The organism is Pseudomonas allokribbensis (genome assembly GCF_014863605.1).
In the GTDB taxonomy this organism is placed as follows: domain Bacteria; phylum Pseudomonadota; class Gammaproteobacteria; order Pseudomonadales; family Pseudomonadaceae; genus Aquipseudomonas; species Aquipseudomonas allokribbensis.
Genome location: NZ_CP062252.1, coordinates 2,923,110 through 2,947,969, shown reverse-complemented (window position 1 = coordinate 2,947,969; position 24,860 = coordinate 2,923,110). Strand labels below are relative to the sequence as shown.

31 protein-coding genes, 1 pseudogene and 1 riboswitch are annotated in these 24,860 nt (G+C 57.5%); of the genes and pseudogenes, 20 read left to right on the top strand and 12 right to left on the bottom strand.

Features of this window, described 5'->3' with window-relative positions:
* Positions 1 to 308 precede the first annotated feature (308 nt).
* Both IF199_RS13470 and IF199_RS13465 read right to left on the bottom strand, forming a co-directional pair.
* A complete protein-coding gene (locus IF199_RS13470; protein WP_096821748.1) occupies positions 309 to 830 on the bottom strand; it encodes an AidA/PixA family protein in 522 nt (173 codons plus the stop codon).
* A gap of 362 nt (positions 831 to 1,192) precedes the next feature.
* Complete coding sequence (locus tag IF199_RS13465; protein ID WP_192560718.1) at positions 1,193 to 1,657, bottom strand: MarR family winged helix-turn-helix transcriptional regulator; 465 nt, start codon at positions 1,655 to 1,657, stop codon at positions 1,193 to 1,195.
* 221 nt (positions 1,658 to 1,878) lie between these two features.
* On the opposite strand from IF199_RS13465, the gene IF199_RS13460 reads away from it, so the two are divergent.
* Positions 1,879 to 2,337, top strand: a complete 459-nt coding sequence (locus IF199_RS13460) for a hypothetical protein (protein WP_192560717.1) — start codon at positions 1,879 to 1,881, stop codon at positions 2,335 to 2,337.
* A 51-nt stretch (positions 2,338 to 2,388) separates the two neighbouring features.
* On the opposite strand, the gene IF199_RS13455 is transcribed toward IF199_RS13460, so the two are convergent.
* Together IF199_RS13455 and IF199_RS13450 are read right to left on the bottom strand one after the other, a co-directional pair.
* Entirely contained in the window at positions 2,389 to 3,114 is a 726-nt protein-coding gene (locus IF199_RS13455) for an alpha/beta fold hydrolase (protein ID WP_192560716.1), read from the bottom strand.
* A 108-nt stretch (positions 3,115 to 3,222) separates the two neighbouring features.
* Positions 3,223 to 4,146, bottom strand: coding sequence for a LysR family transcriptional regulator (locus IF199_RS13450; RefSeq protein WP_192560715.1), 924 nt, complete (start codon positions 4,144 to 4,146; stop codon positions 3,223 to 3,225).
* 185 nt (positions 4,147 to 4,331) lie between these two features.
* Here IF199_RS13450 and IF199_RS13445 point away from each other — a divergent pair, with 185 nt between their 5' ends.
* The 5 genes from IF199_RS13445 to IF199_RS13425 all read left to right on the top strand — a co-directional run bounded on the left by IF199_RS13445 (position 4,332) and on the right by IF199_RS13425 (position 7,175).
* Entirely contained in the window at positions 4,332 to 4,676 is a 345-nt protein-coding gene (locus IF199_RS13445) for a hypothetical protein (RefSeq protein ID WP_192560714.1), read from the top strand.
* Between the two features lie 33 nt (positions 4,677 to 4,709).
* Positions 4,710 to 5,102 carry a hypothetical protein gene (locus tag IF199_RS13440; RefSeq protein ID WP_096821744.1) on the top strand — a complete coding sequence of 131 codons (393 nt, stop codon included), beginning with the start codon at positions 4,710 to 4,712 and terminating at the stop codon, positions 5,100 to 5,102.
* A 99-nt stretch (positions 5,103 to 5,201) separates the two neighbouring features.
* Positions 5,202 to 5,852, top strand: coding sequence for an SMI1/KNR4 family protein (locus IF199_RS13435; protein ID WP_192560713.1), 651 nt, complete (start codon positions 5,202 to 5,204; stop codon positions 5,850 to 5,852).
* Between the two features lie 679 nt (positions 5,853 to 6,531).
* Positions 6,532 to 6,717 (top strand): hypothetical protein, encoded by a 186-nt coding sequence (locus IF199_RS13430; protein ID WP_244142469.1) that lies wholly within the window; start codon positions 6,532 to 6,534, stop codon positions 6,715 to 6,717.
* A 77-nt stretch (positions 6,718 to 6,794) separates the two neighbouring features.
* Positions 6,795 to 7,175: a c-type cytochrome gene (locus IF199_RS13425; RefSeq protein WP_096821740.1), complete on the top strand. Its 381-nt coding sequence runs from the start codon at positions 6,795 to 6,797 to the stop codon at positions 7,173 to 7,175.
* A gap of 18 nt (positions 7,176 to 7,193) precedes the next feature.
* Here IF199_RS13425 and IF199_RS13420 read toward each other — a convergent pair whose 3' ends face one another.
* Both IF199_RS13420 and IF199_RS13415 read right to left on the bottom strand, forming a co-directional pair.
* A complete protein-coding gene (locus IF199_RS13420) occupies positions 7,194 to 7,697 on the bottom strand; it encodes a hypothetical protein (protein WP_096821828.1) in 504 nt (167 codons plus the stop codon).
* A 145-nt stretch (positions 7,698 to 7,842) separates the two neighbouring features.
* Positions 7,843 to 8,499: an O-methyltransferase gene (locus IF199_RS13415; protein ID WP_192560712.1), complete on the bottom strand. Its 657-nt coding sequence runs from the start codon at positions 8,497 to 8,499 to the stop codon at positions 7,843 to 7,845.
* A gap of 112 nt (positions 8,500 to 8,611) precedes the next feature.
* Here IF199_RS13415 and IF199_RS13410 point away from each other — a divergent pair, with 112 nt between their 5' ends.
* Positions 8,612 to 9,244, top strand: coding sequence for a TetR/AcrR family transcriptional regulator (locus IF199_RS13410; protein ID WP_192560711.1), 633 nt, complete (start codon positions 8,612 to 8,614; stop codon positions 9,242 to 9,244).
* Here the strand turns inward: IF199_RS13410 and mug are convergent.
* Positions 9,217 to 9,726 carry a G/U mismatch-specific DNA glycosylase gene (gene mug, locus IF199_RS13405; protein ID WP_192560710.1) on the bottom strand — a complete coding sequence of 170 codons (510 nt, stop codon included), beginning with the start codon at positions 9,724 to 9,726 and terminating at the stop codon, positions 9,217 to 9,219. The two genes, IF199_RS13410 and mug, sit on opposite strands and share 28 nt — an antisense overlap.
* Before the next feature lie 153 nt (positions 9,727 to 9,879).
* Here mug and IF199_RS13400 point away from each other — a divergent pair, with 153 nt between their 5' ends.
* Positions 9,880 to 10,638, top strand: a complete 759-nt coding sequence (locus IF199_RS13400) for a sulfite exporter TauE/SafE family protein (protein ID WP_192560709.1) — start codon at positions 9,880 to 9,882, stop codon at positions 10,636 to 10,638.
* Positions 10,639 to 10,662: 24 nt separating this feature from the next.
* Here the strand turns inward: IF199_RS13400 and IF199_RS13395 are convergent, their stop codons facing one another.
* Together IF199_RS13395 and IF199_RS13390 are read right to left on the bottom strand one after the other, a co-directional pair.
* A complete protein-coding gene (locus IF199_RS13395; protein ID WP_096821734.1) occupies positions 10,663 to 11,562 on the bottom strand; it encodes a pirin family protein in 900 nt (299 codons plus the stop codon).
* Positions 11,563 to 11,649: 87 nt separating this feature from the next.
* The gene (locus tag IF199_RS13390) at positions 11,650 to 12,090 is read right to left on the bottom strand and encodes a DoxX family protein (protein ID WP_096821733.1); all 441 of its coding nucleotides are present in this window, start codon (positions 12,088 to 12,090) and stop codon (positions 11,650 to 11,652) included.
* A 171-nt stretch (positions 12,091 to 12,261) separates the two neighbouring features.
* Here IF199_RS13390 and IF199_RS13385 point away from each other — a divergent pair, with 171 nt between their 5' ends.
* From IF199_RS13385 to IF199_RS13360, 6 genes are all read left to right on the top strand, one after another.
* Positions 12,262 to 13,170, top strand: a complete 909-nt coding sequence (locus IF199_RS13385; RefSeq protein ID WP_096821732.1) for a LysR family transcriptional regulator — start codon at positions 12,262 to 12,264, stop codon at positions 13,168 to 13,170.
* A gap of 34 nt (positions 13,171 to 13,204) precedes the next feature.
* Positions 13,205 to 13,410: riboswitch (cobalamin riboswitch) on the top strand.
* 92 nt (positions 13,411 to 13,502) lie between these two features.
* Positions 13,503 to 15,440 carry a TonB-dependent receptor plug domain-containing protein gene (locus IF199_RS13380; RefSeq protein WP_192560708.1) on the top strand — a complete coding sequence of 646 codons (1,938 nt, stop codon included), beginning with the start codon at positions 13,503 to 13,505 and terminating at the stop codon, positions 15,438 to 15,440.
* Positions 15,440 to 15,799: a (2Fe-2S) ferredoxin domain-containing protein gene (locus IF199_RS13375; RefSeq protein ID WP_192560707.1), complete on the top strand. Its 360-nt coding sequence runs from the start codon at positions 15,440 to 15,442 to the stop codon at positions 15,797 to 15,799. Before IF199_RS13380 ends, IF199_RS13375 begins: the two co-directional genes overlap by 1 nt.
* Complete coding sequence (locus tag IF199_RS13370) at positions 15,796 to 16,710, top strand: ABC transporter substrate-binding protein (protein ID WP_192560706.1); 915 nt, start codon at positions 15,796 to 15,798, stop codon at positions 16,708 to 16,710. The genes IF199_RS13375 and IF199_RS13370 overlap by 4 nt, the downstream gene beginning before the upstream one ends.
* Positions 16,711 to 16,908: 198 nt before the next feature.
* Entirely contained in the window at positions 16,909 to 17,103 is a 195-nt protein-coding gene (locus tag IF199_RS13365; protein WP_192560705.1) for a hypothetical protein, read from the top strand.
* On the top strand, positions 17,100 to 17,426 hold the full coding sequence (locus IF199_RS13360) for a low molecular weight protein tyrosine phosphatase family protein (protein ID WP_192560704.1): 327 nt from the start codon (positions 17,100 to 17,102) through the stop codon (positions 17,424 to 17,426). Before IF199_RS13365 ends, IF199_RS13360 begins: the two co-directional genes overlap by 4 nt.
* A 78-nt stretch (positions 17,427 to 17,504) precedes the next feature.
* Here IF199_RS13360 and IF199_RS13355 read toward each other — a convergent pair whose 3' ends face one another.
* Positions 17,505 to 17,951 (bottom strand): anti-virulence regulator CigR family protein, encoded by a 447-nt coding sequence (locus tag IF199_RS13355; protein ID WP_192560703.1) that lies wholly within the window; start codon positions 17,949 to 17,951, stop codon positions 17,505 to 17,507.
* Between the two features lie 213 nt (positions 17,952 to 18,164).
* Between IF199_RS13355 and IF199_RS13350 the strand changes: the two genes are divergently transcribed.
* The 4 genes from IF199_RS13350 (at position 18,165) to IF199_RS13335 (ending at position 20,980) form a co-directional block, all read left to right on the top strand.
* Positions 18,165 to 18,596 carry a bleomycin resistance protein gene (locus IF199_RS13350; protein WP_096821725.1) on the top strand — a complete coding sequence of 144 codons (432 nt, stop codon included), beginning with the start codon at positions 18,165 to 18,167 and terminating at the stop codon, positions 18,594 to 18,596.
* A gap of 18 nt (positions 18,597 to 18,614) precedes the next feature.
* A complete protein-coding gene (locus IF199_RS13345; protein WP_192560702.1) occupies positions 18,615 to 19,652 on the top strand; it encodes an alpha/beta hydrolase family protein in 1,038 nt (345 codons plus the stop codon).
* A gap of 111 nt (positions 19,653 to 19,763) precedes the next feature.
* On the top strand, positions 19,764 to 20,453 hold the full coding sequence (locus tag IF199_RS13340; RefSeq protein WP_192560701.1) for a phytanoyl-CoA dioxygenase family protein: 690 nt from the start codon (positions 19,764 to 19,766) through the stop codon (positions 20,451 to 20,453).
* Between the two features lie 35 nt (positions 20,454 to 20,488).
* On the top strand, positions 20,489 to 20,980 hold the full coding sequence (locus tag IF199_RS13335) for a GNAT family N-acetyltransferase (RefSeq protein ID WP_192560700.1): 492 nt from the start codon (positions 20,489 to 20,491) through the stop codon (positions 20,978 to 20,980).
* 61 nt (positions 20,981 to 21,041) lie between these two features.
* On the opposite strand, the gene IF199_RS13330 is transcribed toward IF199_RS13335, so the two are convergent.
* A complete protein-coding gene (locus IF199_RS13330) occupies positions 21,042 to 21,485 on the bottom strand; it encodes a hypothetical protein (protein ID WP_192560699.1) in 444 nt (147 codons plus the stop codon).
* Between the two features lie 130 nt (positions 21,486 to 21,615).
* Here IF199_RS13330 and IF199_RS13325 point away from each other — a divergent pair, with 130 nt between their 5' ends.
* The gene (locus tag IF199_RS13325) at positions 21,616 to 22,539 is read left to right on the top strand and encodes a bifunctional helix-turn-helix transcriptional regulator/GNAT family N-acetyltransferase (protein ID WP_192560698.1); all 924 of its coding nucleotides are present in this window, start codon (positions 21,616 to 21,618) and stop codon (positions 22,537 to 22,539) included.
* Positions 22,540 to 22,662: 123 nt separating this feature from the next.
* Here IF199_RS13325 and IF199_RS13320 read toward each other — a convergent pair.
* A pseudogene (locus IF199_RS13320) lies at positions 22,663 to 23,916 on the bottom strand (IS3 family transposase).
* A gap of 328 nt (positions 23,917 to 24,244) precedes the next feature.
* Here IF199_RS13320 and IF199_RS13315 point away from each other — a divergent pair.
* Positions 24,245 to 24,757 (top strand): GNAT family N-acetyltransferase, encoded by a 513-nt coding sequence (locus IF199_RS13315; protein WP_192560696.1) that lies wholly within the window; start codon positions 24,245 to 24,247, stop codon positions 24,755 to 24,757.
* Positions 24,758 to 24,860: the final 103 nt, after the last annotated feature.

Here is a 24,860-nt window from a genome sequence, read left to right as displayed (position 1 = left end):
TCTTGTAATCAATCCCTTCAACATGCCTGCCCGCCAAGTGCGCTCTACAACAAGCGGGGCATCATATCGATCCATCGGTAACCCTTTAGTGAAGTTGTTCTTTTTGGCTCCAGTCCGGAATGCGCGCTAACGCTGAAAGTGAAGTCTTGCGCTCTGGAAAGTTGATTTTGAGCCTAGCCCATGACATGGACTATTCAAGCAGCACGCTCCCCAACACTTCCTGAACGAGACTAACGAAAGTCAATAAAAATCCCGGCCAGATACCTTCGTCACTGACGAAGAGTATCGGGCCGGGCTGTGTACACAGTTCAGTTACTGTTATTGACGGTAATGTAGGGGTCCCAGTTGAAGTTCGAGCCAATCTGGTTCAGATCACGGTCGTACAGGGCGAAGGTAATGGTGTACCAGAGTTTTCCCGGCTTCTGCGCAATGGATTGCCACAAGGTGTAGACCACATCGGTTTTGGAAAGGCCGCCGGCGACGCCATTGTTCAGATAGGCCACCACTCCAGGGAGGTTGTAGGACTGCGGTTGCGACATGGTGCCCGGGTACTCGCCGCCATTGCTGCCGCCGCTCTGGATGCTTTTAATGACGGCGATGCGATCGAAGTTGCGCGAGAGTGTCGTGGCGCGCCAACGGATGTTGTCGCCGGAGTTGACATCGAACCACAACTCGCTGCCGCCTTCGCCGGTGTCACCGCTGGCATGGCTGTCGATGGCAGAGCGCGTTACCAGCATGGAAATTGCGCCGGCCACATTGCCGGGATGGTCCAATAGGTAATCGGCATCGACGTTCACGAGCACGTCAAAGGTTTGGGTCGCACTGGACATTTTGCTGCTCCTTGTGGGAATGGCATAAACGACCGCGCCCGCAAAGGCTGTCCGGCTCATCCGGTCCCTGGATGCGGTCTGCGGAGAACAATAGGAGATGGCTTTATAGTGTCAACGTGCGATCAGTTGACGCGGGATAAACGCGGTGTGATGCGGCGCGACCAAGGCTTTGATTTGCTTCTCTGCTGGCCAATCTCGTCATCGTTTTCTGGATGTTCGCTGACTGCTTGAGTTGGCAAAGGCGCACAGTTGTTGTCGGCAAGTGCCGCATAGTAAAAAGGGGACGTATCTATTTCCGGAAAAATAGATACGTCCCCTCTCAGCGCTATATCGATCCGCATTGGGTTTCAGATATCGGCGGGTTAGTCCCTTTGGTCTTCCTCAAGCCTGTTGCGGAGCTGGTTCAGCACATTGTGGGTCGTCAGGATGTCATCGACGTCCAGCCCCTCCGAAAGTGTGTTGATCCAGGGCGCTTGAAGTTTCATCGCACGTTCGAATGCTTCTCTTCCGGCATCCGTCAGCACAACCAGCTGCGCTCGGCGATGGTGAGGATTCGGCTGAAATTCCAGCAGCCCATCCTTCACGAGATCGTTGACGATCCGCTGAACGTTCTGGCGATTCGCGCCCATGTCGCGAGCAATCCATGAGACGGGTTGCGCCCGATCGGCATTGACAATCGTTCCCAGGAGCTGCCAGCGGGCACTTGTGAGACCTATTTCTGCTACGAGGCGATCGCCTGCCGTGATCATTCGTGCACTTGCTCGAAAGAGTTCAAGGACCAGATCCGTCATCGCGCGCCCAGCGGGGGTGTGGTTTGGCTTCTTCATGGTGCGAACCTTTCCATATTGACACCATGGTGTCAATTAACTAGAGTTTCGACACCTCGCACCACATTGTCATCATGTTTACAAACTGGAGGTCATCATGCTTTCTAGCTGAACCGTTACCCCTCCAGCGCCATGGCCATGCCGCATCTGTTTACCAAGGTCGCGGTGCCGAACATCTGTACCGCTTGAGTAACGCCCAATTGACTGACGGTATTCGATAAATGCTGAAACGACTCCACTTGACCGCCAGCATGCTGGCACTGTTTTGCATCGCCACTTTCTTTCTATCGACGATTCTTGTCGAAACCATGGGAGCCCGGCAGTCGATCGCCCAGCTCAAGCACCTGATCGTCAGCCCCGGACTTTGGGTGCTGATCCCGACGATGGTGCTGGCCGGGGCGAGCGGAATGCTGCTGAGCCGATCACGGCAAGGACGCCTGGTGGGCGCAAAGAAGAAACGTATGCCGTTCATTTCCGCCAATGGCCTGTTGGTGCTTGTACCGTGCGCAATTGCGCTCAACCTATGGGCGGCCACTGGAAGATTCGACATGTGGTTTTACATCGTACAGGTCATCGAACTCATCGCAGGGGCCGTCAATCTCACGCTGATGGGGCTGAATGTGCGCGATGGCTTGCGTTTGAGCGGCAGGTTGCAGCGGGCCATACCTCACGGTCGGTAAGCTCGGGGCATCCTTTGCTCTGGCACTCGGATCATGTCTTGCTGCATGAACCTAAAGTGACACCCGCTCCAGAAACCTTTTGATCTCCAGCGAATACGCCCCCGGATGCGAAAACCTGAACATATGCCCGGTGCGCAGCAGGATGACTTCCTGTGAACCCTTGATGCCGTTGAGGAGCACGCCTGCGGCGTCTTTGCCGATCAGTTTGTCTTCCTCGGGCGTGAGAATCAGTGTGGGCACGTCGATCTTTTTCAGCAGCGCCGTGTAGTCCGTTTTCTCGATCGAGCGCATGCGGTTGATGTAGGCCTTGTGAGACGTTTCCTTGATGAAGAAGGCGCGGCTCTTGTCGGTTGACCAGGGGATCTCCCCTTCCCTGTCGAACGCCGACGCCAATTGCGCGGCGTGAATGCGCAGGGTCATCTGCCGGTAGAACGGGCCAGGGAAAAAGGGTGCAAGGGCTGCCAGGGTCTTGAGCCAGGGCGAGGTGATCGGGCTCCTGGCGAAACCGCCGGAGAGCACCAACCCTCTGAGGCCTTTCGGCTGCCGAGCCCCCACTGCGATCGAGGACACTGCGCCGTAGGAATCACCCACCAGCACGTAGTTTTCGAGGTCTTTCACCTGGTCGGTGATGACGTTGGCCAACGCTTCCAGCTCACACACGTCGTCCGGCAAACGCAGGGTACGCATGGGTCGGTGCTGCAAGTGGGTCAACTGGTTCAGTTGCCACGGGGCCCCGGCGAAGCACGGGATCATGACCAAAGTGGGCTCTGTGCGCATGGGGTATTCCTGGCGGGTTGAATGAACGACAACCGAACTCTAGGAAGACCGACGCAGGCGATCCAATGGCTTTTACACAGCCTGTTGATGCACCAGATTCATAAAGCCTCAGTCGGCGATCATCATGTTCGTGATCCACTCGATGGCGGGCTCGTTGGCGCGCCCTCGTGCTCGAACAACGAGCACCTCCCAGGTGGGGAGCGCCAAGGGCAGTTCGAACAGGCTCAGTTGTGCGGTTTCTTGCAACTGCAAGGCGACGCGCTCGGCCACCACGGCGATGGATTGCGACGCGCCGATCATGAACGGAACGGCCAGAAAACTCGGGCAAGTGACGCTCACCTTGCGAGTCCGACCGAGGCTCTCCAGCGCCTCGTCGACGGCGCCCCGAGCATCGCCGCGTGGCGAAACCAAGATGTGCGGCAGGCGCACGAAGTCATCCAGTTCCATGTGCAACTTCTTGCCGCGCTTGACCAGCGCCGGGTGGCCCTTGCGCGCGATGCCGACGAAACGTTCCTGATGGACGAGCTGACAATCAAAACGTTGTGGAATCTGGGCGAAAGAACCCGAGCCCAGCACAATGTCCAGCTCGCCGGCGTCCAGTTGGCGCAGAGCGGATTCGCCATCGGCCGGCCTGAGTTTCAGCACCACGTCGGGCGCGGCGGCCTGAATCCGGGCCAGTGCCGGGGCAATGACGGTCAACACCGCGTGATCGGTGGCCGCCACGTTGAGTTCGGTTTGTAAACGGCTGGGATCGAACGAGCCACGAGGACTGGCGACAAGCCTGACCGACTCAAGCACCGCCGCGACTCTCGGCATTAGCTCCGTGGCCAGCGGCGTCGGGGCAATGCCTCGGGGGTGACGGATAAACAGCTGATCATCGAAAGCGGTACGCAACCTCGACAAGGCGTGGCTGGTGGCGGACTGGGACAGATGCAATCGTTCGGCGGCGCGACCGACATGTCTTTCGGCCCAAAGCGCCTCGAGCACCACCAACAGGTTGAGGTCGAAACGCGTCAGGTCCAGGGGCTTCATCCTGTTGTAGCCTTTTGGTTGATTGTTCGGAGCCACGATAGCGTGAGCGCCCTTCAATTGACAGGTATCGGACGAGGCGTTCTGGAACAAGATCGGTTGGAACGCGTAACGACAGCGGCTGAAAATATGGCTAGTATTCCGGCGTTTTTTGCCAGCCTTCAACTCGGACGAAAGCTAATCCAGACATGAAAAAGCCACCCGCCTTTCTTGCGCTCATTATCACTTTGTATGTCGCCTATTCTGTATGGCCAATCCTGTTTGGGCCTACACCAAACAATCTGGGCTATGTCGCATTTTCATTGACTGTTTCGCTTTTTGCTTTCTACGGAAGTGTGATTGCTTGCAATATTCTGGCGATCATCTGCGCCATTGCGGCTCAGGGCTCTCTCGGCGCTGCCATAGAAATCAGCGATAGCAGCATCTATATGAGCGCTGTCTTGATTGCTGCTGCAGTGCTTCTGGCGCGCGGCGCTCACTATTTACTTTTCAGCAAGCGAGTTCACGAATTCCAAGGAAAGTATGCTCAGTAAAATCCTGGATTGAACGGCAATAACGGAGAAGCAATGCCAGCAGAATTAAGTCAACACGATGGGCTGACGATGACCATCCTGCCATGCCCACGCGGTCGGTCGGGCTGTATTCAGGTTCGCCTCACTGGCACTGCGATGCAGGCAGAAATAACGTCGGAGAAATTTTCTGCGGATATCCAGCAGCCGCTTGACGCGTTTTTTGCGTCGGTTGCGCAGATTAAGGTGGGGGTCGATCAAGATTGGCTTTCTGAAAGCCAGGACTTTTCTTTGTCCGCCACTTTGGACCCATTCTTTCCCGGGTTCATTTACTTGCGTGTGTACCTGGGCTCCACGTCCGATGACGCCTGCGATTGGCAGATGAATGGCTCTTTTTTAGTGACGCCTGAGCAGGTCAGTCAATTCGCCAAAGCGTTGTTGAGCATTTGACGGAGCACGAGGAATTGCCCGGGCATCCGATGGATGTTCCGGCCTTTCACAAAGCCTCAAGCTACGTTAGCGTGCACGTTTTTATGCCGGGAAGCTTCAATGAAAGCAGTGATGGAACGACTTGAAAAATGGTTGGAAACCAATATTCCTGAAATACGTGAAGATTTGGCGCCGGGATGTTCGGACGCTGCAATCGCCGAGTTCGAAAGCCTGGTTGGCAGGCCTTTTCCAGACAGCCTGAAGGATCTCTACAAGTGGCATGACGGGCAACGCGGTGCTACGAATTCAGGCCTTTTCTATGGTCTTGAGTTTCTGTCGCTGGCAAAGGCCAGGGAGAATTGGGAATCCTGGAAAGACATTATCGATGAGTGGTCGCCCGAGGAAATGACCGAGGGGAGCGCCTTCTGCACGTCTGGAACGCCCGACGCTGTCCAGGCGTTGTACGCCAACCGATACTGGATTCCCTTCGCCTACGACTACTGTGGCAACCATCTCGGCGTTGATCTGGACCCAGGAGCGCGCGGAACCGTGGGTCAGGTCATCAACTTTGGCAGTGACGAAGAGGATAAATACGTTGTGGCTACCTCCGTCGCTACGTTTATGGAATGGCTGGTTGATCAGCTCGAAAGTGGCAACTTCGCAATCAGTGAGGAAGATGATGGTTCGCGAAGCTTGAACACCAAGGTGCCCGAGTTATTTCATTTTCTGGATGCGGTTCCCGTTCTGTTTGGGGCACAGCGTGCTGAGTGAGTCGGAATAAGCACTTAAAAGGGAACTGGCTTTTTTTCAAATAACAAATCATGCCCCTTTTTTTCACTCCAGACGGTGCAACGTGCTCGAAATACTTCAAGAGGACGGTCATGTACGCTTTCGCGATTAGACAAGGCTATGGCAGCAACAAACTGCTAATTGAGTTCTATCCACAGCCATCGGATATTGGGTTCCAGGAGGCGCTCCGCCTGGTACTGGCGCCATTGGGGTTCTCAGTCAGCACCACTGAGCATGGCATTTGGGCATCCCACTCCCATCTAGAAAGCAAGTTTGGAACTGTTCGAATTGATAGCGACTCTTGGAGCACGTTCGGAGAAGCCGACCAGTGCTCCGATAATGCCACTCTCAATAGGCAACTCATTTATGAGCTCGGCTCAATACTGACCACCAGCGGGGCGTTCCAAGAAGTTCCGTGGCATTGCGCTGGCAAGTCGGGTGACTAAATGCCTGCAAAGGGCTAATGAGTGTGGACTGCTATCGGCCATCTTCTGCCCGCCGCGAGACAGAAGAAAACAACCCAACACTGCCGGTCGGCACCGCCCGAAGTGGACCAAAAGCGGGAGTTATCTGCTATGACAGCAATGACGAATTGGTCTGTGAGAGAGATTGTAAAAATATGAGCACCCAGGGAGGCACTGGACCAAAAATGGATTTCATCGTGGACTTCCTGTTCAACGTATTGGCTTACAAGGTTGGCGTTTTCGTGCTGCGCCTGCTGAGTGGCGGCCGTTTCAAGGGTGAAAGCGGTTTTGCCTGGGGCTGGGCACTCGCCGTCGGCGGTTTGGTGCTGTACACACCTTTTGTGGTTTTTATCGCCCTGCTCATTCATTACAGCGGCGGGTAGCTATCCGTCACTCAAATTATGTTCAGAAGCGCACGATGCGTTTCATCGTCAAAACCCATCAATATCGACCTATAAAAATGAAAACATCAGTCTTCTCTTTACTGGCCATTTTGCTACTCACTCAAACAGGCCCTTCCTTTGCGGACAACCTCAACGGAAAGAATCTCTACTCACAGAGATGCGCCGTGTGCCACGGACCCGATATCAAGGGAACCGGGCCATTGGCCCATAAAAGCAATCCTCCGACACCTGATCTGACAACACCTGCCTTCAAGAAGCGGCTGAATGATTACCCGGGCGTGATCGTGTCCTCGATCATCCTTCGCCCGAACGGCGACCTGATTCCAAAAACCTTGCGCGAGAATGGTGTAAAGATCCCGCCGCACGCCTGGAGCGTCAGCGATTTTCGCGATTTGAATCAGTACATGAACGATGTCATTTCAAAAAAGCAGCACTAAGCCGGGCAACAGTACCCTTCAGCCTTGGTCAGTCTTTTTGTCGGTGCCTTTTATGTTTTCAATCAGGTCAACGACGTAGTCTTGATTGAAGCCCGCCACGAATGACCAGAACAGCAACTTGGCGTAGGCCGCGTACCCTTCCGCATGTTGGCAAAAAATATCGTTGAAGATTTGCTTCAAACATTTCGGATCGTCGTCCGGAACGATCACCGGAAACAGATCGCCCCTGATAACGCCGGAAAGGAACAGGAGATACAACAGCCCCGCCAGTATCCCGCCGATGAATGAAGGCAGTATCAAAGCGAACCATGACTTGGCGAGGTTTTCGATTTCCGGATCGGTCAGTATCGACAGTCGTCTGTGAAACCCTACGTAGCCCCCGATATTCCCGGCGATACAAACGATAAAGGGCACTTTGTAGTCGGGCAGACTGTAAGTGACGGCAATCGCCAGCAACAACAGGGCTATGAAAATCCAGAATATCCGCTTCCAGATGATGTTGAGGTCGTCCTGACGATTCATGATCAGCTCCCTGATCCTGGCCATGTGTTGGTCTTCATGACGATAGACGAATCCTGTCGCACGCATGAAAGATCAAACCGGAAAATGCCTCGAAGGTCCGCTTCTGAAGCAACACCCACCCTCGCGGCATTTCGGATGCCACCGCTCAGCCCAACCGCATCGACACTTCAATGTCATCGGCAAACGGCACGCTGAGGTAACCGTTCTCCGGCGAGCGCACATGGGCCAGGTATTCCGGGCAGTAATTGGTGTTGTCGGCCACCACCAGTGCGCCGGGGCGCAGGTGTTTTTCAACCAGATTCAACACGTCGCCATACAACGCCTTGGCGCCGTCGAGCAGCAACAGATCGACCGTCGCCGGCAGGTCACTCGCCAAGGTCACAAGTGCATCACCTTCGCGGACTTCAATCAGATCACTGACGCCACCCTCAACGAAGTGATGCCGCGCCAGTTCGATTTTCGACGGTTCGAATTCGCTGCCGATCAGCACACCGCCGCCGTTGTCCCGCAGCGCCGCTGCCAGGTGCAGGGTCGACAGGCCGAACGAGGTGCCGAACTCAACAATGGCTTTGGCCTGGGTGCTACGGGCCAGCATGTACAGCAGTTTGCCGGTGTCGCGGGAGACAGGCAGCCACAGGTCTTTGAGCATGCCGTAGAGTTCGCGGTACTCGGTTTTGCTGTGCATCAGGCGCTCGCGTTCTTCGTTGGAGACGGTGTTCAGGAGCGGACTGGTGGCGGCGCTAGCCTGGGTGTAGAGGCGCTCGATCAGGGTTGCCAGGGGTTCAGTGGTCAAGGTTGTCATGGTGGTTTTCCGTCAGTTGAGGGCTAAAATGCGAATGATTCGTCGCGTTTAAATGATGCGAGCGAATGGCCCGATTCGCTATTCGCATTCCCTCTTCACGCCTGAGCCGACCATGACCGACCGCCAGACTGCCCGTATTTCCTCTCGCAAACAGCCGCAGCAGGCCCGCTCCGCCGAGTTGGTTTCGGCGATTCTGCAGGCGGCTATTCAGGTTTTGGCCAAGGAAGGTGCGGCCCGATTCACCACGGCGCGGGTTGCGGAGAAGGCTGGCGTGAGCGTGGGCTCGCTGTATCAGTACTTCCCGAACAAGGCGGCGATTCTGTTTCGGTTGCAGAGTGATGAGTGGTTGCAGACCACGGAGATGCTGCAGCGGATTCTGCAAAATCGGGAGGCGCCGCCACTGGATCGCCTGCGCACGCTGGTGCATGCGTTCATTCGTTCGGAGTGTGAAGAGGCGCAGATGCGCGGTGCGTTGAGCGATGCGGCGCCGCTCTATCGCGATGCACCGGAGGCCCATGAAGTGCGGGCGGCGGGCAAGCGAACCTTTGAGGCGTTCATGGTTGAATTGCTGCCCGAGGCGAGCGAATCCACTCGTACACTGGCCTGCGATCTGATCCTGGCCACACTCAGTTCGGTGGGGAAGGATTTCTCACTCAGCCCGCGTACTGACGACGAAATCACCGCGCGTGCGGAGGCGATGGCCGACATGTTTCGTGCTTATGTGGTTTCGCTCGATGCCAGGTAAAGCTGTCGATACGCCGTCACCAGTTGTTCCTGGTTGAACGCCAGATTGCGGCCGCTGGGATTCGGCAGAACCCACACTGCCGCGCCGCCAAACGGGGTGTTTTGCAGCCCCCATTCAATCGACTTTTTCCCGGACAACCCGGCATAGGCAGCCTTGCCGAGAAACGCCACGAAGCGCGGCGAATACCGGGCGATCTTGCGTTCGAAATTCGCAGCGGCGGCGGTGAATTCGTCCGCCGATAACTGATCCGCCCGGGCCGTCGCCCGCTCGACCACCGCAGTCAACCCGCAGTGAAATTGCAGGATCGAGCGATCGTTTTCCGGGCTCACCTCGTGGGGCGTGAACCCGGCCAGGTGCAGCGTGCGCCAGAAGCGATTGCTTCGCCCGGCGAAGTGATGCCCCTGCTCCGCCGCCAGCAAGCCGGGATTGATCCCGCAGAACACCACGGACAGGCCTTCGGTCAGGATGTCTTCAAGCCCCATGTGTCTTCCCCATTTGCTACATCCCGCCGAAGGCCGGCATTCGATCCGCCCGGCAACTGGCCCACGGAATAACCTCAAAACTGTAACTGTTAACCGCGCAGATCATGAGCGAAATTATGGCCATTTCCCGCCCTCATGAAGTGAGCGAAAACCTTGGAACTGACCCTCACCACCCTCCTCGTCACCTTCGCCGGCGTGTTCCTGATCTGCTTCATGAAGGGGGCGTTCGGCGGTGGTTTTGCGATTGTCGGGATTCCGTTGCTGTCGTTGGTGATGGACCCGATCACGGCTGGCGGGCTGTTGGCGCCGCTGTTTGTCGCCATGGACTTGTTCAGTCTGCGCTACTGGAAGCCTTCAACCTGGTCAAAACCGGATCTGCGCCTGCTGGTACCAGGACTGGTCGTCGGCATCGGCCTGGGTTATCTGCTTTTTCGGGTGCTGGATCACCGAGCGATCGCCATCGTAATGGCGGTGGTCACCCTGCTGTTTGTCGGTTTGTGGTTCAAGGCGGGTGGAGAAGTCCGCGTGAAGCCGCGCTCATCGCCCAAAGCGCTGGCCGCCGGCCTTACATCGGGCATCACGACCATGGTCGCGCACTCCGGCGGGCCGCCGCTGGCAATCTATCTGTTGCCGCTGGGCCTGAGCAAACAGATGTATGCCGGAACGACCAGCCTGTTTTTCACGGTCGGCAATCTGCTTAAAGCCGTACCCTGGCTGCTGCTGGCCAAACCCAGCGGCAACGTCCTGACGCTGATGTTCGTCAGCCTGCTCGCCGTACCCAGCGGGGTCTGGCTGGGCTGGCGGCTGCACGCCAGACTGGATCAGCGCCAGATGTACCGCGCCTGTTATGGCTTGCTGGTAGTCACGGCGCTGAAACTGTTGTGGGATGGTGTCGAGGGATACATGGCCTGAGTGAACTCCCAGGCCAGACCCGGCTTACTTGAACACCGGCACGGCAGCCGACCCGTCCGACTGTTTGAGATACTCACGCAACCGCCCACCGATTTCCGCAATCTTCGCCTCACCCTCTCGCAAGGCTTGCGGGTTGGTGTGCACGGAGTAGTTTCCCAGCGCCAGGTCATAGGGATGTGGTTGCGCCGAGCCGATCACGAACACCGTGCCTTCGCGCATGGCCTTTAGCGTCACGGCGCCGTTGCCAGGTTCGAAGACCGCCATTTCACCCGCGCTGACCAGATCCGGCGCCGCCAGCAATCCACGGCTGACACTCAGCCATAACGACTCGTGACCTTCGGGTGGGGTGTACGTCCAGGATTCCCCGGCACCCAGCGTGACCAACAAGTAATTCATTCCCGCAGGCGCTCTAACCGGGCTCTGGACACCTTGGTGCAAGCCGAGAATCACCCGCGCCGGCCCCACTTCAGGCATCGCGCCGGACTCAAGGTATTGGCTGTCGACACTGGCGTTTTCCAGCTCTGGAGGCAGCGCCACCCACAGTTGAAAGCCCTGAACCCGCTCCGAAGTACCCACCGACATTTCCTTGCCGTGCCAGACACCGCCGCCCGCCCGCATCCACTCCACGCCGCCGTAATCAATCATGCCCTTGCCCGATTCGGCGTCCTCGAATCGCAAGTTGCCCTCGGTAATCACCGTGACGGTGGCAATCCCCGAGTGCGGGTGCATCGGCATGCCGTGAATGAACGAAGCCTCGCCTTCAAACAGATCGAGAAACACGAACGGCTTGATCAGATGCCCCAGATCCGAAGGGCTCATCAGTCGCACGATCGCGCCATGCCCACTGCCGCTGGTGCGATAACGGATTGCTCGGAGGGTATGGGTCTCACGGGTATAGCCAGAAAGTTGCTGCTGAACGGTCATGATGATTACTCGGTTCTGTCGCGGGGTACGGCCAACAAAAAATGCTGAAACGCGGTGAAGGAACCTGTCCTTCACCGCGCTCGGGCATCAACCGCGGCGAGCGTCGAGGCTGAAGCGGCCGGCGCCGAAAGCCACGACCTGCAACAGGCCACCGGCCATGGCGATGTTCTTGAAGAAGTGGATGAATTGGTTCTGGTCAGCCAGTGCACTGTGGAAGGCCAGTGCGGTGAACACGCTGAACGCAGCCAGCACAGCGGCGACGGTGCGGGTGCGGTATCCGGCGATCAGCGCCAGGCCACCACCGACTTCAACGATGATCGCCACTGCCAGTGCCACTTGTGGAAGCGGCAGGCCCACCGAGCCGATGTAACCGATCATCATCGCCGGCGCGGCGAGTTTGGAAAAACCGGAGAGAATGAAAATCACGCTGAGCAATACGCGGCCGATCAAGGCAGCCGAAGCTTGTTTGGTGTCGGAAGCGTTCTGTTCAGAAGCCTGTGTTTGAGCGATGTTTGCAGAAGTAGCCATGGGAGTATTTCCTTCAATGGGGTCCGGTTCGACTTGAACCGTCCGGATGAAGAAATGTTGCGCCTCGGCAGCTCATCTGAATAGCCGACTAATTTAGATCATTACGTTCGATAAAATAGGTAAGCTGCATATTCCACGGTAACGCGCCCATGGCGACTCAAGGACACAGGCATGATCTCCGATCCAGGCACACCGACACTCGATCAACTGCGCGTATTCCTGACCGTCGTCGAAGTCGGCAGTTTTGCGGCCGCTGCGCGCAAGCTTCACCGGGCGACGTCGGTGATCAGCTACTCGATCGCCAACCTTGAGATGCAATTGGGCGTCACCCTGTTTGATCGTGAAACCACCCGCAAACCGCAACTGACCGACGCCGGCCGCACCGTGCTGGCCGAAGCCCGGACCATCGCCAACGGCGTGCATGGCTTGAGGGCCAAAGTCAAAGGCCTCCTTCAGGGACTTGAAGCCGAAGTGCATGTGGTGCTCGACGTCATGCTGCCCGCCGAGCGCGTGGTGGATGCGCTGAAATCCTTTCGGGAAGAATTCCCCACCGTCGCCTTGCACCTGCACATGGAAGCACTCGGCGCCGTGACTGAACGGGTGATCAATCGCGGCGCGGTGGTCGGCGTCAGCGGGCCCATGAACGACGGCATCAACGGCATCGAAAGAATCGGCATCGGCAGCGTCGAGCTGATTCCGGTGGCAGCGCCAAATCATCCGCTGGCTTCGGGCGAAGCCAACGTTCCCGGTGCCGGACGTGAGCATACGCAACTGGTGCTGTCCGATCGCTCACGCCTGACCAAAGACAGGGAGTTCGCCGTGCTGAGCAACCGCACCTGGCGCCTGGCGGACCTGGGTGCCAAACACATGTTGCTGCGCGAGGGCATCGGCTGGGGGAATATGCCGAAGCCGATGATTCAGGAGGATCTGGACAGCGGCCGACTGGTACAGCTGGATTTGTCGGAGTACGCCAGCGGGCAATACACCTTCGATGCGATCTACCGTACCGATGTGCCACCGGGCCCGGCGGCGCGGTGGTTGATCGAGCGCTTCGTTCAGCAGAACACGCACGAGGCTTGACCCGGAAAGTTGACGAGCGGTCATCCGAATGTTCAGATGCCGCCCTGTTTCAGGTGTCCCATGCCGCCGTGCATGGGGTGAAACGGGAAACCGGTACGTTCTTTTCGAACAAGTCCGGTGCTGCCCCCGCAACGGTAGGCGCGTGATGCTTTCGACACACCACTGTGGCCAGACGGCCATGGGAAGGTGAAAGCGTCCATACGCGCGAGCCCGGAGACCGGCCTGAAATTCTGTTTGGCAAACTCCTGCGGTGGGCGGGCATGGGCCGGTGTCGGCGTGTGCGCGATGCCTTCTCCTGCATGCTCTTCTGCGAAGATCCTTTCGAGAAGACAATGATTCGACCTTTCAACACTCCGGCTCCATCCCTGTTGCTTGGCTGTCTGTTCAGCCCCCTGTTGCTGGCGGACGACGCGCCGCTCGAACTCACTCAGCAAATCGTTTCCGCACCGTCCGTGGAGTCCACGACCGTGGCCGACATGGCGCAGTTCGGCAGCAAGGTCGAGATCGTCACCCGCGAGCAGATCGAACGTGCCGGCCCCAGCGCCGATGTCACCCGCGTGATGCAGATGTTCATTCCCGGCCTGTACGTCGCGCCGAAAAACGGCCCGTTCGACTACGGCACCTATTCCCTGCTGGGCGGGCGCAACGATGACACGCTGATCCTGCTCGACGGCGTGCGTCTGAACAATCGCCTGTACGGCGGCCTGTACCTGGACACCCTGCCGGCCAACGCCATCGAACGCATCGAAGTGCTCAAGGGCGGGCAGAGCCTGCTGTTCGGCACTCAGGCCGTGTCCGGCGTGATCAATATCGTCACCCGCAGCCCGCAAAGCCGCAAAGCCTCCGGCGAAGTGAACATGGGCGTGGATACCTTCGGTGGCACCACCGAGGATGCGCGGGTCGAGAACATCTTCACCAACGGTTTCGGCGATCTGGGCTTGCTGGCCTACGTCAGTCATAACGTTTCGGATGGCTATCAGCCGTTTCGCAATCGCGACATCAAGAACGACAGCAACAAGAAGCGCGCCTACGAAGTCACCACCTTCGGCGGCAAGGCGATTCAGTCCTTTGGCGACGATGCGCGGATGGAATTGTTCTACCAATACGCCGACGCCAACCTCGACTTCGCCCGCCCGGTCGACAACCACAAGACCACCAACGACCGCGTCCAGCAGATCGCCACGGCGACCTTCGAACAGAACATCAACGAGCGCCTGAGCTACTTCGTCAAAGGCCACATCAACGACTGGGATACCCGCTACACGCGCATCAACAACACCGCCAATGGCGGCACCAGAACCATCAATCACAACGACTACTGGGGCTTCACCGACTGGGGCGTGCAGGCCGAAGGCAAAGCCGAATTGCCCGGCGGCCATGTGCTGGTGTTCGGGACGGACAACCAGTGGTTCAAAGGCCAGGACGATGTGCTGATCATCGACAATGACAAGGCTGAAGCCCACGCGCTCTATACTCAACTGCGCCCGCAGATCGACGCCCTGCCCGACTGGCATCCGAGCATCGGTATTCGTCACGAAGCCATGAGCGGCGGCGACAGCGCCACGGTCGGCATGCTTACTTCGCTGTATGACCTCAATGAACACTGGGCACTGCGCGGCCAGTACGGCACTGCCTACAAACTGCCGAACGCCGAGCAGTTGTTCGTCAACGAACCGGGCGACGAGTTGGGCAACCGCAACCTGAAACCGGAGAAAAGCCGTAACGCCGAACTGGGTCTCGACTACAAAGGCCTGCTGCTCGATCGCGAATTCAGCGCCAGCGTCACCCTGTTCAAACGCAAGATCGACGACCTGATCACCCTCGACGACATCCAATGGGTCAACGGCCAGGGGCGGATCCAGATGCGCGGTTTCGAGGCGGACGCGAAACTGGCGCTCAACGAGCAATGGAGCCTGCAAGCGGACATGACTCGCAACCTCACCGAATCGCGCGCCGGGGTGACGCTGAACGATGTGCCGAGCTTCTTCGCCCGCTCGCGCATCGGTTACGAGTCGGTTGACCGGATGTGGGGCGCCGGCGGTGCGATCCGCTATATCCGCGATGTGATCAGCTCGAAACAGGTCGAGTACGGCCATTACTCCGTGGTGGACGCCGACGCTTATCGCTACCTGGACGGCGCGCACCAGCACCGACTGAGCCTGCTGGTGGAAAACCTGTTCGACCGCGATTACGTCACCAGCCGCTCGAACAACGTCGACAACCTCGGACGGCCGTTCACCTCCGAAGCCCGCTACACGTACCGTTTCTGATGGCTGAAATCAAAACCATCGACGGCGTCGACACGCACCCGGACTGGTCGCACGTTCCCGCCCATGCCCGCCACGTGTTCCTCTGCACCGGCCCGCGCTGCACCCAGCGCGGCGCCTTGCAGATATGGAAAACCCTGCGTCGACACTTGCTGGCGCATGACCGCATCGAGACACCGGGCGGGGTTTTGCTGACCCGCACGCACTGTCAGTTCCCGTGCAACCTGGGGCCGGTCATGACGGTGTACCCGGAAGCCTGCTGGTATGGCGTGCGCAGCCACGCGGATGCGCAACGGCTGGTCGAAGTGCACCTGGTGGGCGGTGAAGTGGTCGAGGATCTGTTGATCAAGGAGCGCTCATGAGAAGGCTGTGTTTGCTGGTGGGCGCCCTGCTCTGTGCTTCGCTGGTTTTGGCTGATAGCTACCGCAATTGTGGTGAGACCTGGCACCTGCCGGCATCGCCGCCGTCGCGGATTATCGCGCTCAATCAGCATGTGGCCGATCTCGTGTTGGCGTTGGGCGCCGGCCCGGCGCTGGCCGGCGTCGCCTATCTGGATGACACCGGTGCGCCGCAATCCGAGTACTTCGGCGTGCCGGTGATTTCGCCCCGCTATCCATCGAGCGAAGTGCTGTACGCGCAGAAACCGGATCTGGTGGTCGGCGGCTTCGCCACGGCGTTTGGCAACGGCGTCACGTCACGCAGCGGACTGGGGCGCAACGGCGTGGCTTCGTATTTGCTGGAATCGGCCTGCAACGGACATTCGCTGGATTACTTCGAACACATCCGCAACGACCTCTCGACCCTCGGAGCCTTGCTGCACCGACAGCAGCGCGCTCGAGAACTGAGCGATGCGATGGATGCCGATCTGGAAAAGGCCAAGGCGTTAACCCGCCGGGGCAGGCCACTGTCAGTGTTCTATCTCGACAGCGAGGTCAACGGTCTCGACAGCGAAGGTCGACGGGGTTTCGTCACCACCCTGCTGGCCGCAGCCGGGGCTCGAAACCTGTTCGCCGACATCAATCAATACCGGGTGACCGTCAGCCGCGAAACCCTGCTCGCCAGTGACCCGGACGTGATCCTGCTGGCCGACGCGCAATGGTCGCCGGCCAGTCGCAAGCGTCAGTTGCTGATGCAGGATCCGGTGCTGTCGACCCTGCGAGCCGTACGCGAGAACCGGATGATCGATATTCCCTTTACGCATCTGTTGCCGACGGTGGGTAGTGGTCGGGTGGCGCTGGAGTTGGCGCGACAGCTCAAGGCATTGAGTCCTTAAAGGGGACAGATTTATTTTTCCTGCCTCCGGTTGAAAGGCGTTTCGCGAGTTCTTGGTGAGAATCCCGCACCGCCGCCATTCATGGCGGCAAATGACGATTTTCAATGCGTCCAGCTTTCGGTACTCCCGATTCGCGTTTACCATACGCCCAACTCGTATTACCGCGGCTGCTGAACCCGGTATTCACGAGGACAGACCATGAACAGAACCCGCGCCTGGAGACGTTCCCAGGCCCGTAAGCACGGCATTGATAAAGCGGTTCGTCCGCCAACTTTCAAGCCGGAAAAGAACTGGAAGTTGATGTACATCCGATCCACCAAACTGGTCAGGGCTCGCCAACTCGGCATGAGCTACCCCATTCGTTCCACCCGCCAATTGCTGGATCAAGAGTGACGAACCTACTGTTCATTTGCAGTCGTAACCAATGGCGCAGCCCAACAGCGGAAGCAGTCTGGCGCCGCCGGCCCGGCTTCAATGTTCGTTCAGCGGGCACCAGCCCCAATGCACGCAAGACCATCGGCCCAGCGGATATTCGCTGGGCCGATTTCATTTTTGTGATGGAAACCAAACACCTGAATCGCCTGCGGGCCGAGTACGCCCGGCTGCTGGAGCACAAGCGAATTCACTCGCTGGACATTCCGGATGACTATCACTACATGGATCCGGAGCTGGTAGAGCTTCTTGAGAAATCGGTAAAACCCTACCTCCCTGACTGACTTCTCCGTCGCCCGGCAATGAAACAAATAAAACGGAATTCCCCTCATGTCTGCATCATATGGGGACAGATCTATTTTTCAATCGAAGGCGCCGTTTAGCACTTCATAAATCAACCCGGTGGCCAGCGCGACCAGGATCAGGTCGGTGCCGACCTGCTGCCATTCGTAGCCGTCGTAGTGCGGCAGTCTGCCGACCAGTCGACCATCGAGCTTCTTCGCAATCCCGGGTGGGAGCGGCTTGCCCCGGGCCAGGTTCTTCTGGATCCCGGGCGGCAACGCCGGGCCCGGGGTCCAGTAGCCGCGATACCCGTCCACAATCCCGATCACCCCGGCGTAGTCGATACTCGGACCATGCCCCTGATACCCGTCCCCGCCTTTTTTCCCCTGATTGCCATGGCCCTGGCTGTTATGCGGATTGCCTTTGCCCTGCCCCTTTCCGTTGCCAGGATCGGCCAGCGCTGTCACCGAACTGCTCAGCAGCGCAATACAGGTCGTGGTCACAATCAATGTGCGTAAACCGGACATCGGTCGTTCCTTGAATGAATGGGTGTCTGTGGATTCTAGTCAGTTTTTTTACAGGTATGGAGAGACGGCCCTGTCATCGCGGCTTGTGACGATTTTTGATGCGTGCAGCTTCCGGTACTCCCCGATTCGCGCTTACCATGCGCCCGACTCGTATTACTGCAGGGAAGAAGTCTGGCGCCGTCGTCCCGACTTCAACGAAAAGGAATTCACCCCATGTTTGAACGGAACAAACTGGTTCCAGAATTGATGGTCACGGATCTGCAGGCCAGCCTCGCGTTCTGGGTCTCCTGCCTGGGGTTCAACATCGCTTATCAACGCCCTGAAGATGGCTTCGCCTACCTCGACCTGAATGGCGCTCAAGTCATGCTCGAGCAGGTTGAACCGAATGCAGGCCAGTGGCTGACGGCGGATCTGAGCAAGCCTTTCGGAAGAGGCGTCAATCTGCAGATTGACGTTGAGGCGGTTGCCCCCATCATCGAAAGACTGGGCACTGCCCAGGTCTCACTCTATAAAACCTGCAAAGACACCTGGTATCGCGCTGACGATGTCGAAGTCGGCCAGCGTGAATTTCTCGTTCAGGATCCCGACGGTTATCTCGTAAGACTGGTAGAACGTCTGGGCGAACGTCCTGTTTGCCCGATTTGATCAAGGAAGATAAAAACAATGAAAAACGCTTTCCGCATCCTGCTTCTGATCTGCTTTTCGGCCAGCGCACACGCTGACGAAAACCCCATCGGTTTCCGGACCGCCACACTGCTGGATGCGCACAACGACCGTCCGCTGGAGATGGTCGTCTGGTATCCCGCCAAGACCACCGCCACCCCGCAGTTGATTGCCGACGATATTGTGTTCGTCGGGACGTCTGCCGTGCGCGATGCACCACCGACTACCGGTGAGCATCCGTTACTGGTGCTCTCGCATGGTTATCGAGGGAACTGGAGCAACCAGGCTTGGCTGGCTACCGCCTTGGCCCGTCAGGGTTACATCGTGGCGGCGGTCAACCATCCCGGCACCACGACGCATGACCGCAGTCCTCAAGCCGCTGCACAGTTGTGGCAGCGACCTGCCGACATCAGCCGCGTCATCGATGCAGTCACCGCTAGGCCGGAGCAACTGGGTGCCGTTTCGATGCGGCGAATTGCGGTAGCCGGCCATTCACTCGGCGGCTGGACCGCCCTCGAAATCGCCGGTTCACGGTTCGATCCCGAGCGCTTTGCGAAGGACTGCGCAGCCCATCAAAAACTGGCCAGTTGCTCGGTCTACAAGACGATCAACGTCGCCGACACGCCAGAATCGAAGAGCCGGATGAGCGCCGACTTGAGCGACAAACGCGTCGGCGCGATCGTTTCACTGGACCTGGGCCTGTCACGCGGCATGACCGATACAAGCCTCGCCGCGCTGCCGATTCCGACACTGGTGATTGGCGCTGGCGTACCGTCAGAAGACCTGCCCGCCCAATTGGAGTCGGCCAACCTTGCCAAGCGGCTGCCTTCGGCATCGTCGCAGTATGTCGAGATCAGCGACGCCAGCCATTTCAGCTTCATGGCATCGTGCAAGCCCGGCGCAGTGGAGTTGCTTGAAGAAGACTCGCCAGGCGACGGCATCATTTGCGGGGATGGCGGCGGCCGTTCGCGTGAGGTGATCCAGCAACAGGTTGTGGCATTGATCGACGGGTTTCTGACCCGGTCACTTGCAAACTGATGACGGTGTTGCCCGCGCAGCACCGGGCGGCGCTTGATGAGTTTGAAAGGGCTGAATAACAGCGGGTTTTGACCAAGGTGACTCTGGATGACGGAACGGCAATGGATGCCTATGTCTACGCTCTCAGGTAGGCAACTCCACCACAACGGATACGCCCTGCTGCGCCGGGCCATTCCGACGGCGTGGCTGGCCAACCTTCACACCGCGTTCGATCTCGGCGTAAAACCTTCGAGCGAATGGCCCGTGCCTCGTGGCATGGACTGGCGCCATTCGCTGCTGGACACTGACCCGACCGTTCAGGCCGTGTGTCGATTGCCACAATTGCTGGCGGTGGTGGGCGAGTTGATCGGCGAACGCTTCTTCCTCTCCCAGGTGGAGGGCCGCGAGCCGCTTGCCGGTGGCGGCCATCAACAGTTGCACCGAGACTTGTCGACGCAACGCCCTGGCGACACCGTCAACGCGCTGGTGTACCTCGACGATTACGGTCCCGACAACGGCGCAACCCGCATCGTCCCCGGCAGCCATCGCCCTGCACTCGGCGAGCCCCCGTTCGATTTCACTGACGAATCCCGCTCGGTGCAGCTTTCCGGCCGTGCTGGCGACATCCTGATATTCGATGCCGACCTGATCCACGCAGGCAGCTTGAACCCGACCGGCGCACGCCGTCGCACCCTGTTGATCACCTGGTTTTCTGAATCGCTCTACGCCACACACCTGGAAACGGTGAGCCTTAGAAACATACAAATGGACACGACCGAGCGGTTCGATCCGGCGGACTTCGTCCTCGATCCCCAGAACTGAAGCAGCCACCCGCCACTGAAGGAACATGACACCCCATGGACGACACCACGCAGTACAGAATTGCCACCGCTGAAGATGCATTGATCGTTTGCGAACTGGGCCAGATTCTCAACGCCGTCCACCACGCAGCCCGCCCCGACATCTACACCGCCACCACCGAGGACTTCGCCCGTGACCTGCCGCACTGGATGAACTACTTCGACAAACCGGGTCAGGTTGTCTTCATTGCACACGTCGGTCAGCAGCCCGCAGGCTTCATCGCTGCCAGCCTCTCGGCCAGCACCAGCCCGCTGATGCAACCCATGAACATCGTGCGCATCGGATCGGTGTGCGTCGCCGAAGCCTTCTGGGGCAAAGGCATCGGCCGTCAATTGATGGAGCGGGTCAAAGGCTGGGCCATCGAACACAACGCCCAAGAGTTGAGATTATCGGTCTGGCCGTTCAATGAACGCGCGGCACGGATGTATGCAGAGTTCGGGTTTGAGAGCCGCACCGTCGATATGGGTATGCGTTTGTCCCCGGTATGATCAACGCCGACCATGTCACGACGTGTGCATTCTCAATGCGCACGTCGTGACGCAGCCTCGCTCATTGCACGCTGATGTACTGGAATTTCGCCTGGGCTTTTTCTACGGCACTGCGCGCCGCATCCTTCTGACCTTCACCGCCCGCGTAATAGATGCGCATGCCATTCAGATCGAGCGACTCAAACGCATTCTTGATGATGGCCACGTCGAGTGACGTCCCCGCACCGATGATCAAGAAGCCGCTTTCGCCGGCAGACTTGGCGATCAGCAGTTGTTGCTTGAGCAGCGTGGCGTTGGCCCCGCCTCCCGCTGCAATCGCCAGATTGTCGGCGATCAGGCCGTGACTCTGGATTTTGGTTGCGGGCAGGCTGACCTTGTTCTGCCCGGCAGGAAGGGTCATGACATGGGCGTCGGCGGCTTCCCGGTAAATGGCGTCGTCGCTCTTGCCGTGGGATGCACAACCGGCCAGAAGGGCCAATACAGACGCAGCAATCAGTAATTTCACGTTCTTTCCTTGTGAGTGTGGCTCCATGAACACGCAGGATAAGGGAGGCTGCCGTTGGTCAGCAATTCATTTGACTTGATTGCCTTGAGCAACTATATAGTTGCTCAAGGCAACTATTTGAGCACCCACCATGTCCACGCCCCCTCTCATCGAACGAGCCGACATCGTCCGCCAGTTCAACCGTTTCTACACCCGCCAGATCGGCGTTCTGCAGGAACACCTGCTGCAAAGCGACTACTCGTTAACCGAGCTGCGCATCCTCTACGAACTGGCCTCCGGCGGCGATCTGACCAGCGCCGACCTGCGCCAGATGCTGAGCCTCGACGCGGGTTACATGAGCCGCATCATCAGCGGCTTCGACAAAAAAGGCCTGATCCAGAAAGTCCCCTCCGCCACCGACGCCCGCGCCAGCCAGTTGCACATCACCGACCTCGGCCGCGCAATACTCGCCCCGCTGGAACAAGCGTCGCGGCAGGAAGTCATCACCCTGCTCGAACGCATGGCCGAGCCGCAGCAACTGCAATTGATCGAATCCATGAAGCAAATCCAGACCTTGCTCGAGGGCCGCCAACAGCCGACCTACCTGTTGCGCGACCCGCAACCCGGCGACATGGGGCTGGTGGTGCAGCAACAAACCGTGATCTATACCCGTGAATACGGCTGGAACTGGGAGTTCGAAGCGCTGGTCGCCGAGATCGTCGCCAAGTACCTTCGTGAGTTCGAGCCTGCCAGCGAACGCTGCTGGATCGCGGAAAAGGACGGCAAGGTGGTGGGCTCGGTGTTTGTCATCCGGCACGACGAAACCACGGCAAAACTGCGCATGCTGTTTGTCGACGCCAGTGCTCGGGGGCTGGGGATCGGCAATCGGCTGGTTGACGAATGCCTGAGGTTTGCCCGGGATGTCGGGTATAAAAAGATGATTCTGTGGACGACCAGCAACCTGGTGGATGCGCGCAAGTTGTATCAGCGGGCGGGGTTTGAATTGGTGGAGGAAGAGCCGATATTCAGCTTCGGGAAGGATCTGGTGAGTCAGACGTGGGCGATTGGGTTGTGAAGGCTCTGTTTCGTCTGATTCCGACGTGAAGCGCCCAGGGTTCCGACGTGTTCTGGTTATGCGGAATGTGACAGAGCCTTGGGTGTTTTGCTGTGTGTGTGATTAAGGAGACTGATATTTTGTCTAGTCCTGAAATAGGTTTACACCTGTTTCACTCCAGCGCCCGATGCATCGCATCGGGCGTTTTGTATTTCAAAGACAGGTGCGGACGCTCACGGTTGTAGATCGAGACCGACTCACTCACCATCTTTTTCGCCTGCATCAAGTCCTGTGGTCGCTGGAGCAAAAGCTCCGTCTTCAATATCCCGTTGACCCGCTCTGCCAAGGCGTTTTGGTAGCAGTCATAGCCGTCCGTCATCGAACACCTGATGCCGTGTTTCGCATGCAGCTCCTGGTACATGCCTGAGCAATACTGGCTGCCTCTGTCCGAGTGATGAACCAGCGGTTGTTCCGTCCGACGCTGTTTCACCGCCCGGCGTAGCGCTTGCGCTACCGATTCAGTGTGCAGGCTTTCATGGACGTGATAACCCACGATCTTTCGTGAAAAGGCATCCGTCACAAGGCTCAGATAAGCCACACCTTCCTGAGTGGGCAGATAGGTGATGTCAGCCACCCAGACTTGCTCAGGACCGCTTGGAACAATTTGGTCAGGGCCTGCCTTGAGTAGGTTTGGATGACGCCGAAAGCGATGATGGCTGTCAGTTGTCTTGTGGTAAGCGCGTTTGCGTGCCACCAACAAACGCCTTTCGCGCAGAATTGAAAACAACCGATCTCGACCCACTTGCAGCTCACGTCGAGGCTGACAATGCAGCAAGTAATGCAGCTTTCGGGTGCCCAGGCGTGGCTGTCGCTGACGCTTTTGCTGAACGAAATCGGCAACTTGCTGATCCAGAACGAACCGAGCCGCATCGGCGCGATTGCGCTTGTAGTAAGCCTGTCGGCTTATCCCCATGAACTGGCAAGCCCTGCTGATGCTCAGGTTTTGGATTCGTTTTTGGGCGAGGACTTGCCGGGACGCTTTTTTACGACAGAGAGACCGTAGTCATTTTTCAGCACGTCCACGACTGCCTCGAAAAACTGGGCTTTCTGATTGGACAGAGCCAACTGCTCTTCAAGCTCTTTGATACGTTGCTCTGGCGTCAATGAGCGGTTTTTGTCGGGCATAGACCCCATCCTCGGCGAGCCAATGTATGTGCCCGGGCTCCAATCCTGCCGACCGTGCTTGCGTAACCACATCAGAACAGTCGTTTTGCCTTGAATCCCGTAGCGCTCCTGAGCCTCTTTATAACTCAGCTCGCCTCTTTCGACCTGATCCACGACCGACAATTTAAAAGTCAGCGTGTAGTCTCGCTGACTACGCCTTTTAGCCGCTTCCATTACGTCCTCCTGAAAATAGATCAGAAGGTGTAAACCTTATTCAGGACGGGACATTTTCAAAAAATAAATCACTCCCCTTTCGCCCGGTCCCCTTTCGCCCGACAAGTGACACCACAACCGACCTAGCATTTCATATTAATGGGACTGATGTATTTTTCACCCCCCCTTTAACGGCACAGTAGTATTTTTATTGACCAAGCATCAAATGCCGTTAATATCAGAACAAATTCACCTACGACCAGAATGCAAGTTGTGCCTATCGCGCTCCATATGAAACGTTTTTATACATAATGCTAGGAAGTCGTAATTGATATCGGGGTACCAGATTATGTCGCTGACACCGATCACACTGCGAGCAATCGAGATTTCTGATATAGAAGTCGTCACCTATTGGTTGAAAGAACCTAGGGTCGCGGAGGAGCTAAGCTGGCATTTCCCCCTAACATTCGAAGGAACGAAGGCATTTTTCGATATGTTAGCGTCAGATCAAAGAAATAAAGGTTTTGCTATAGAAAATGAAGCCGGGGGGCTTGTCGGGCTCACAATGCTCTATGGCATTAATGACAATTCGCGTGAGGCATGGACTGGAACATTAATAGCGCCAGGGAACAGCCGACGCAGAGGATATGCGAAAGCATCTAGACTTCTATTAGCCGAGCACGCCTTCGGGGAGCTAAATCTAAAAAGATTATTATCTAAAATTTCAAGATCAAACATTGCTGCAGAAAAATTTCTCTTATCATTACCTTATTCTGAAATAGTAGAAACGGATGAATCTTATGATTTTAAAATCTTCGAACTCACGAGGAGTGCGTGGCGCCAATCAAACCATCCTATCTAGTTAAAACACGAAGATCAAAACTAATTCTAGTATGACCTGACGTATTGCAAACTGTTCCATGCCACCGAGTGGCCCCATTAAAGATAAAACAAGAATTTCTAGA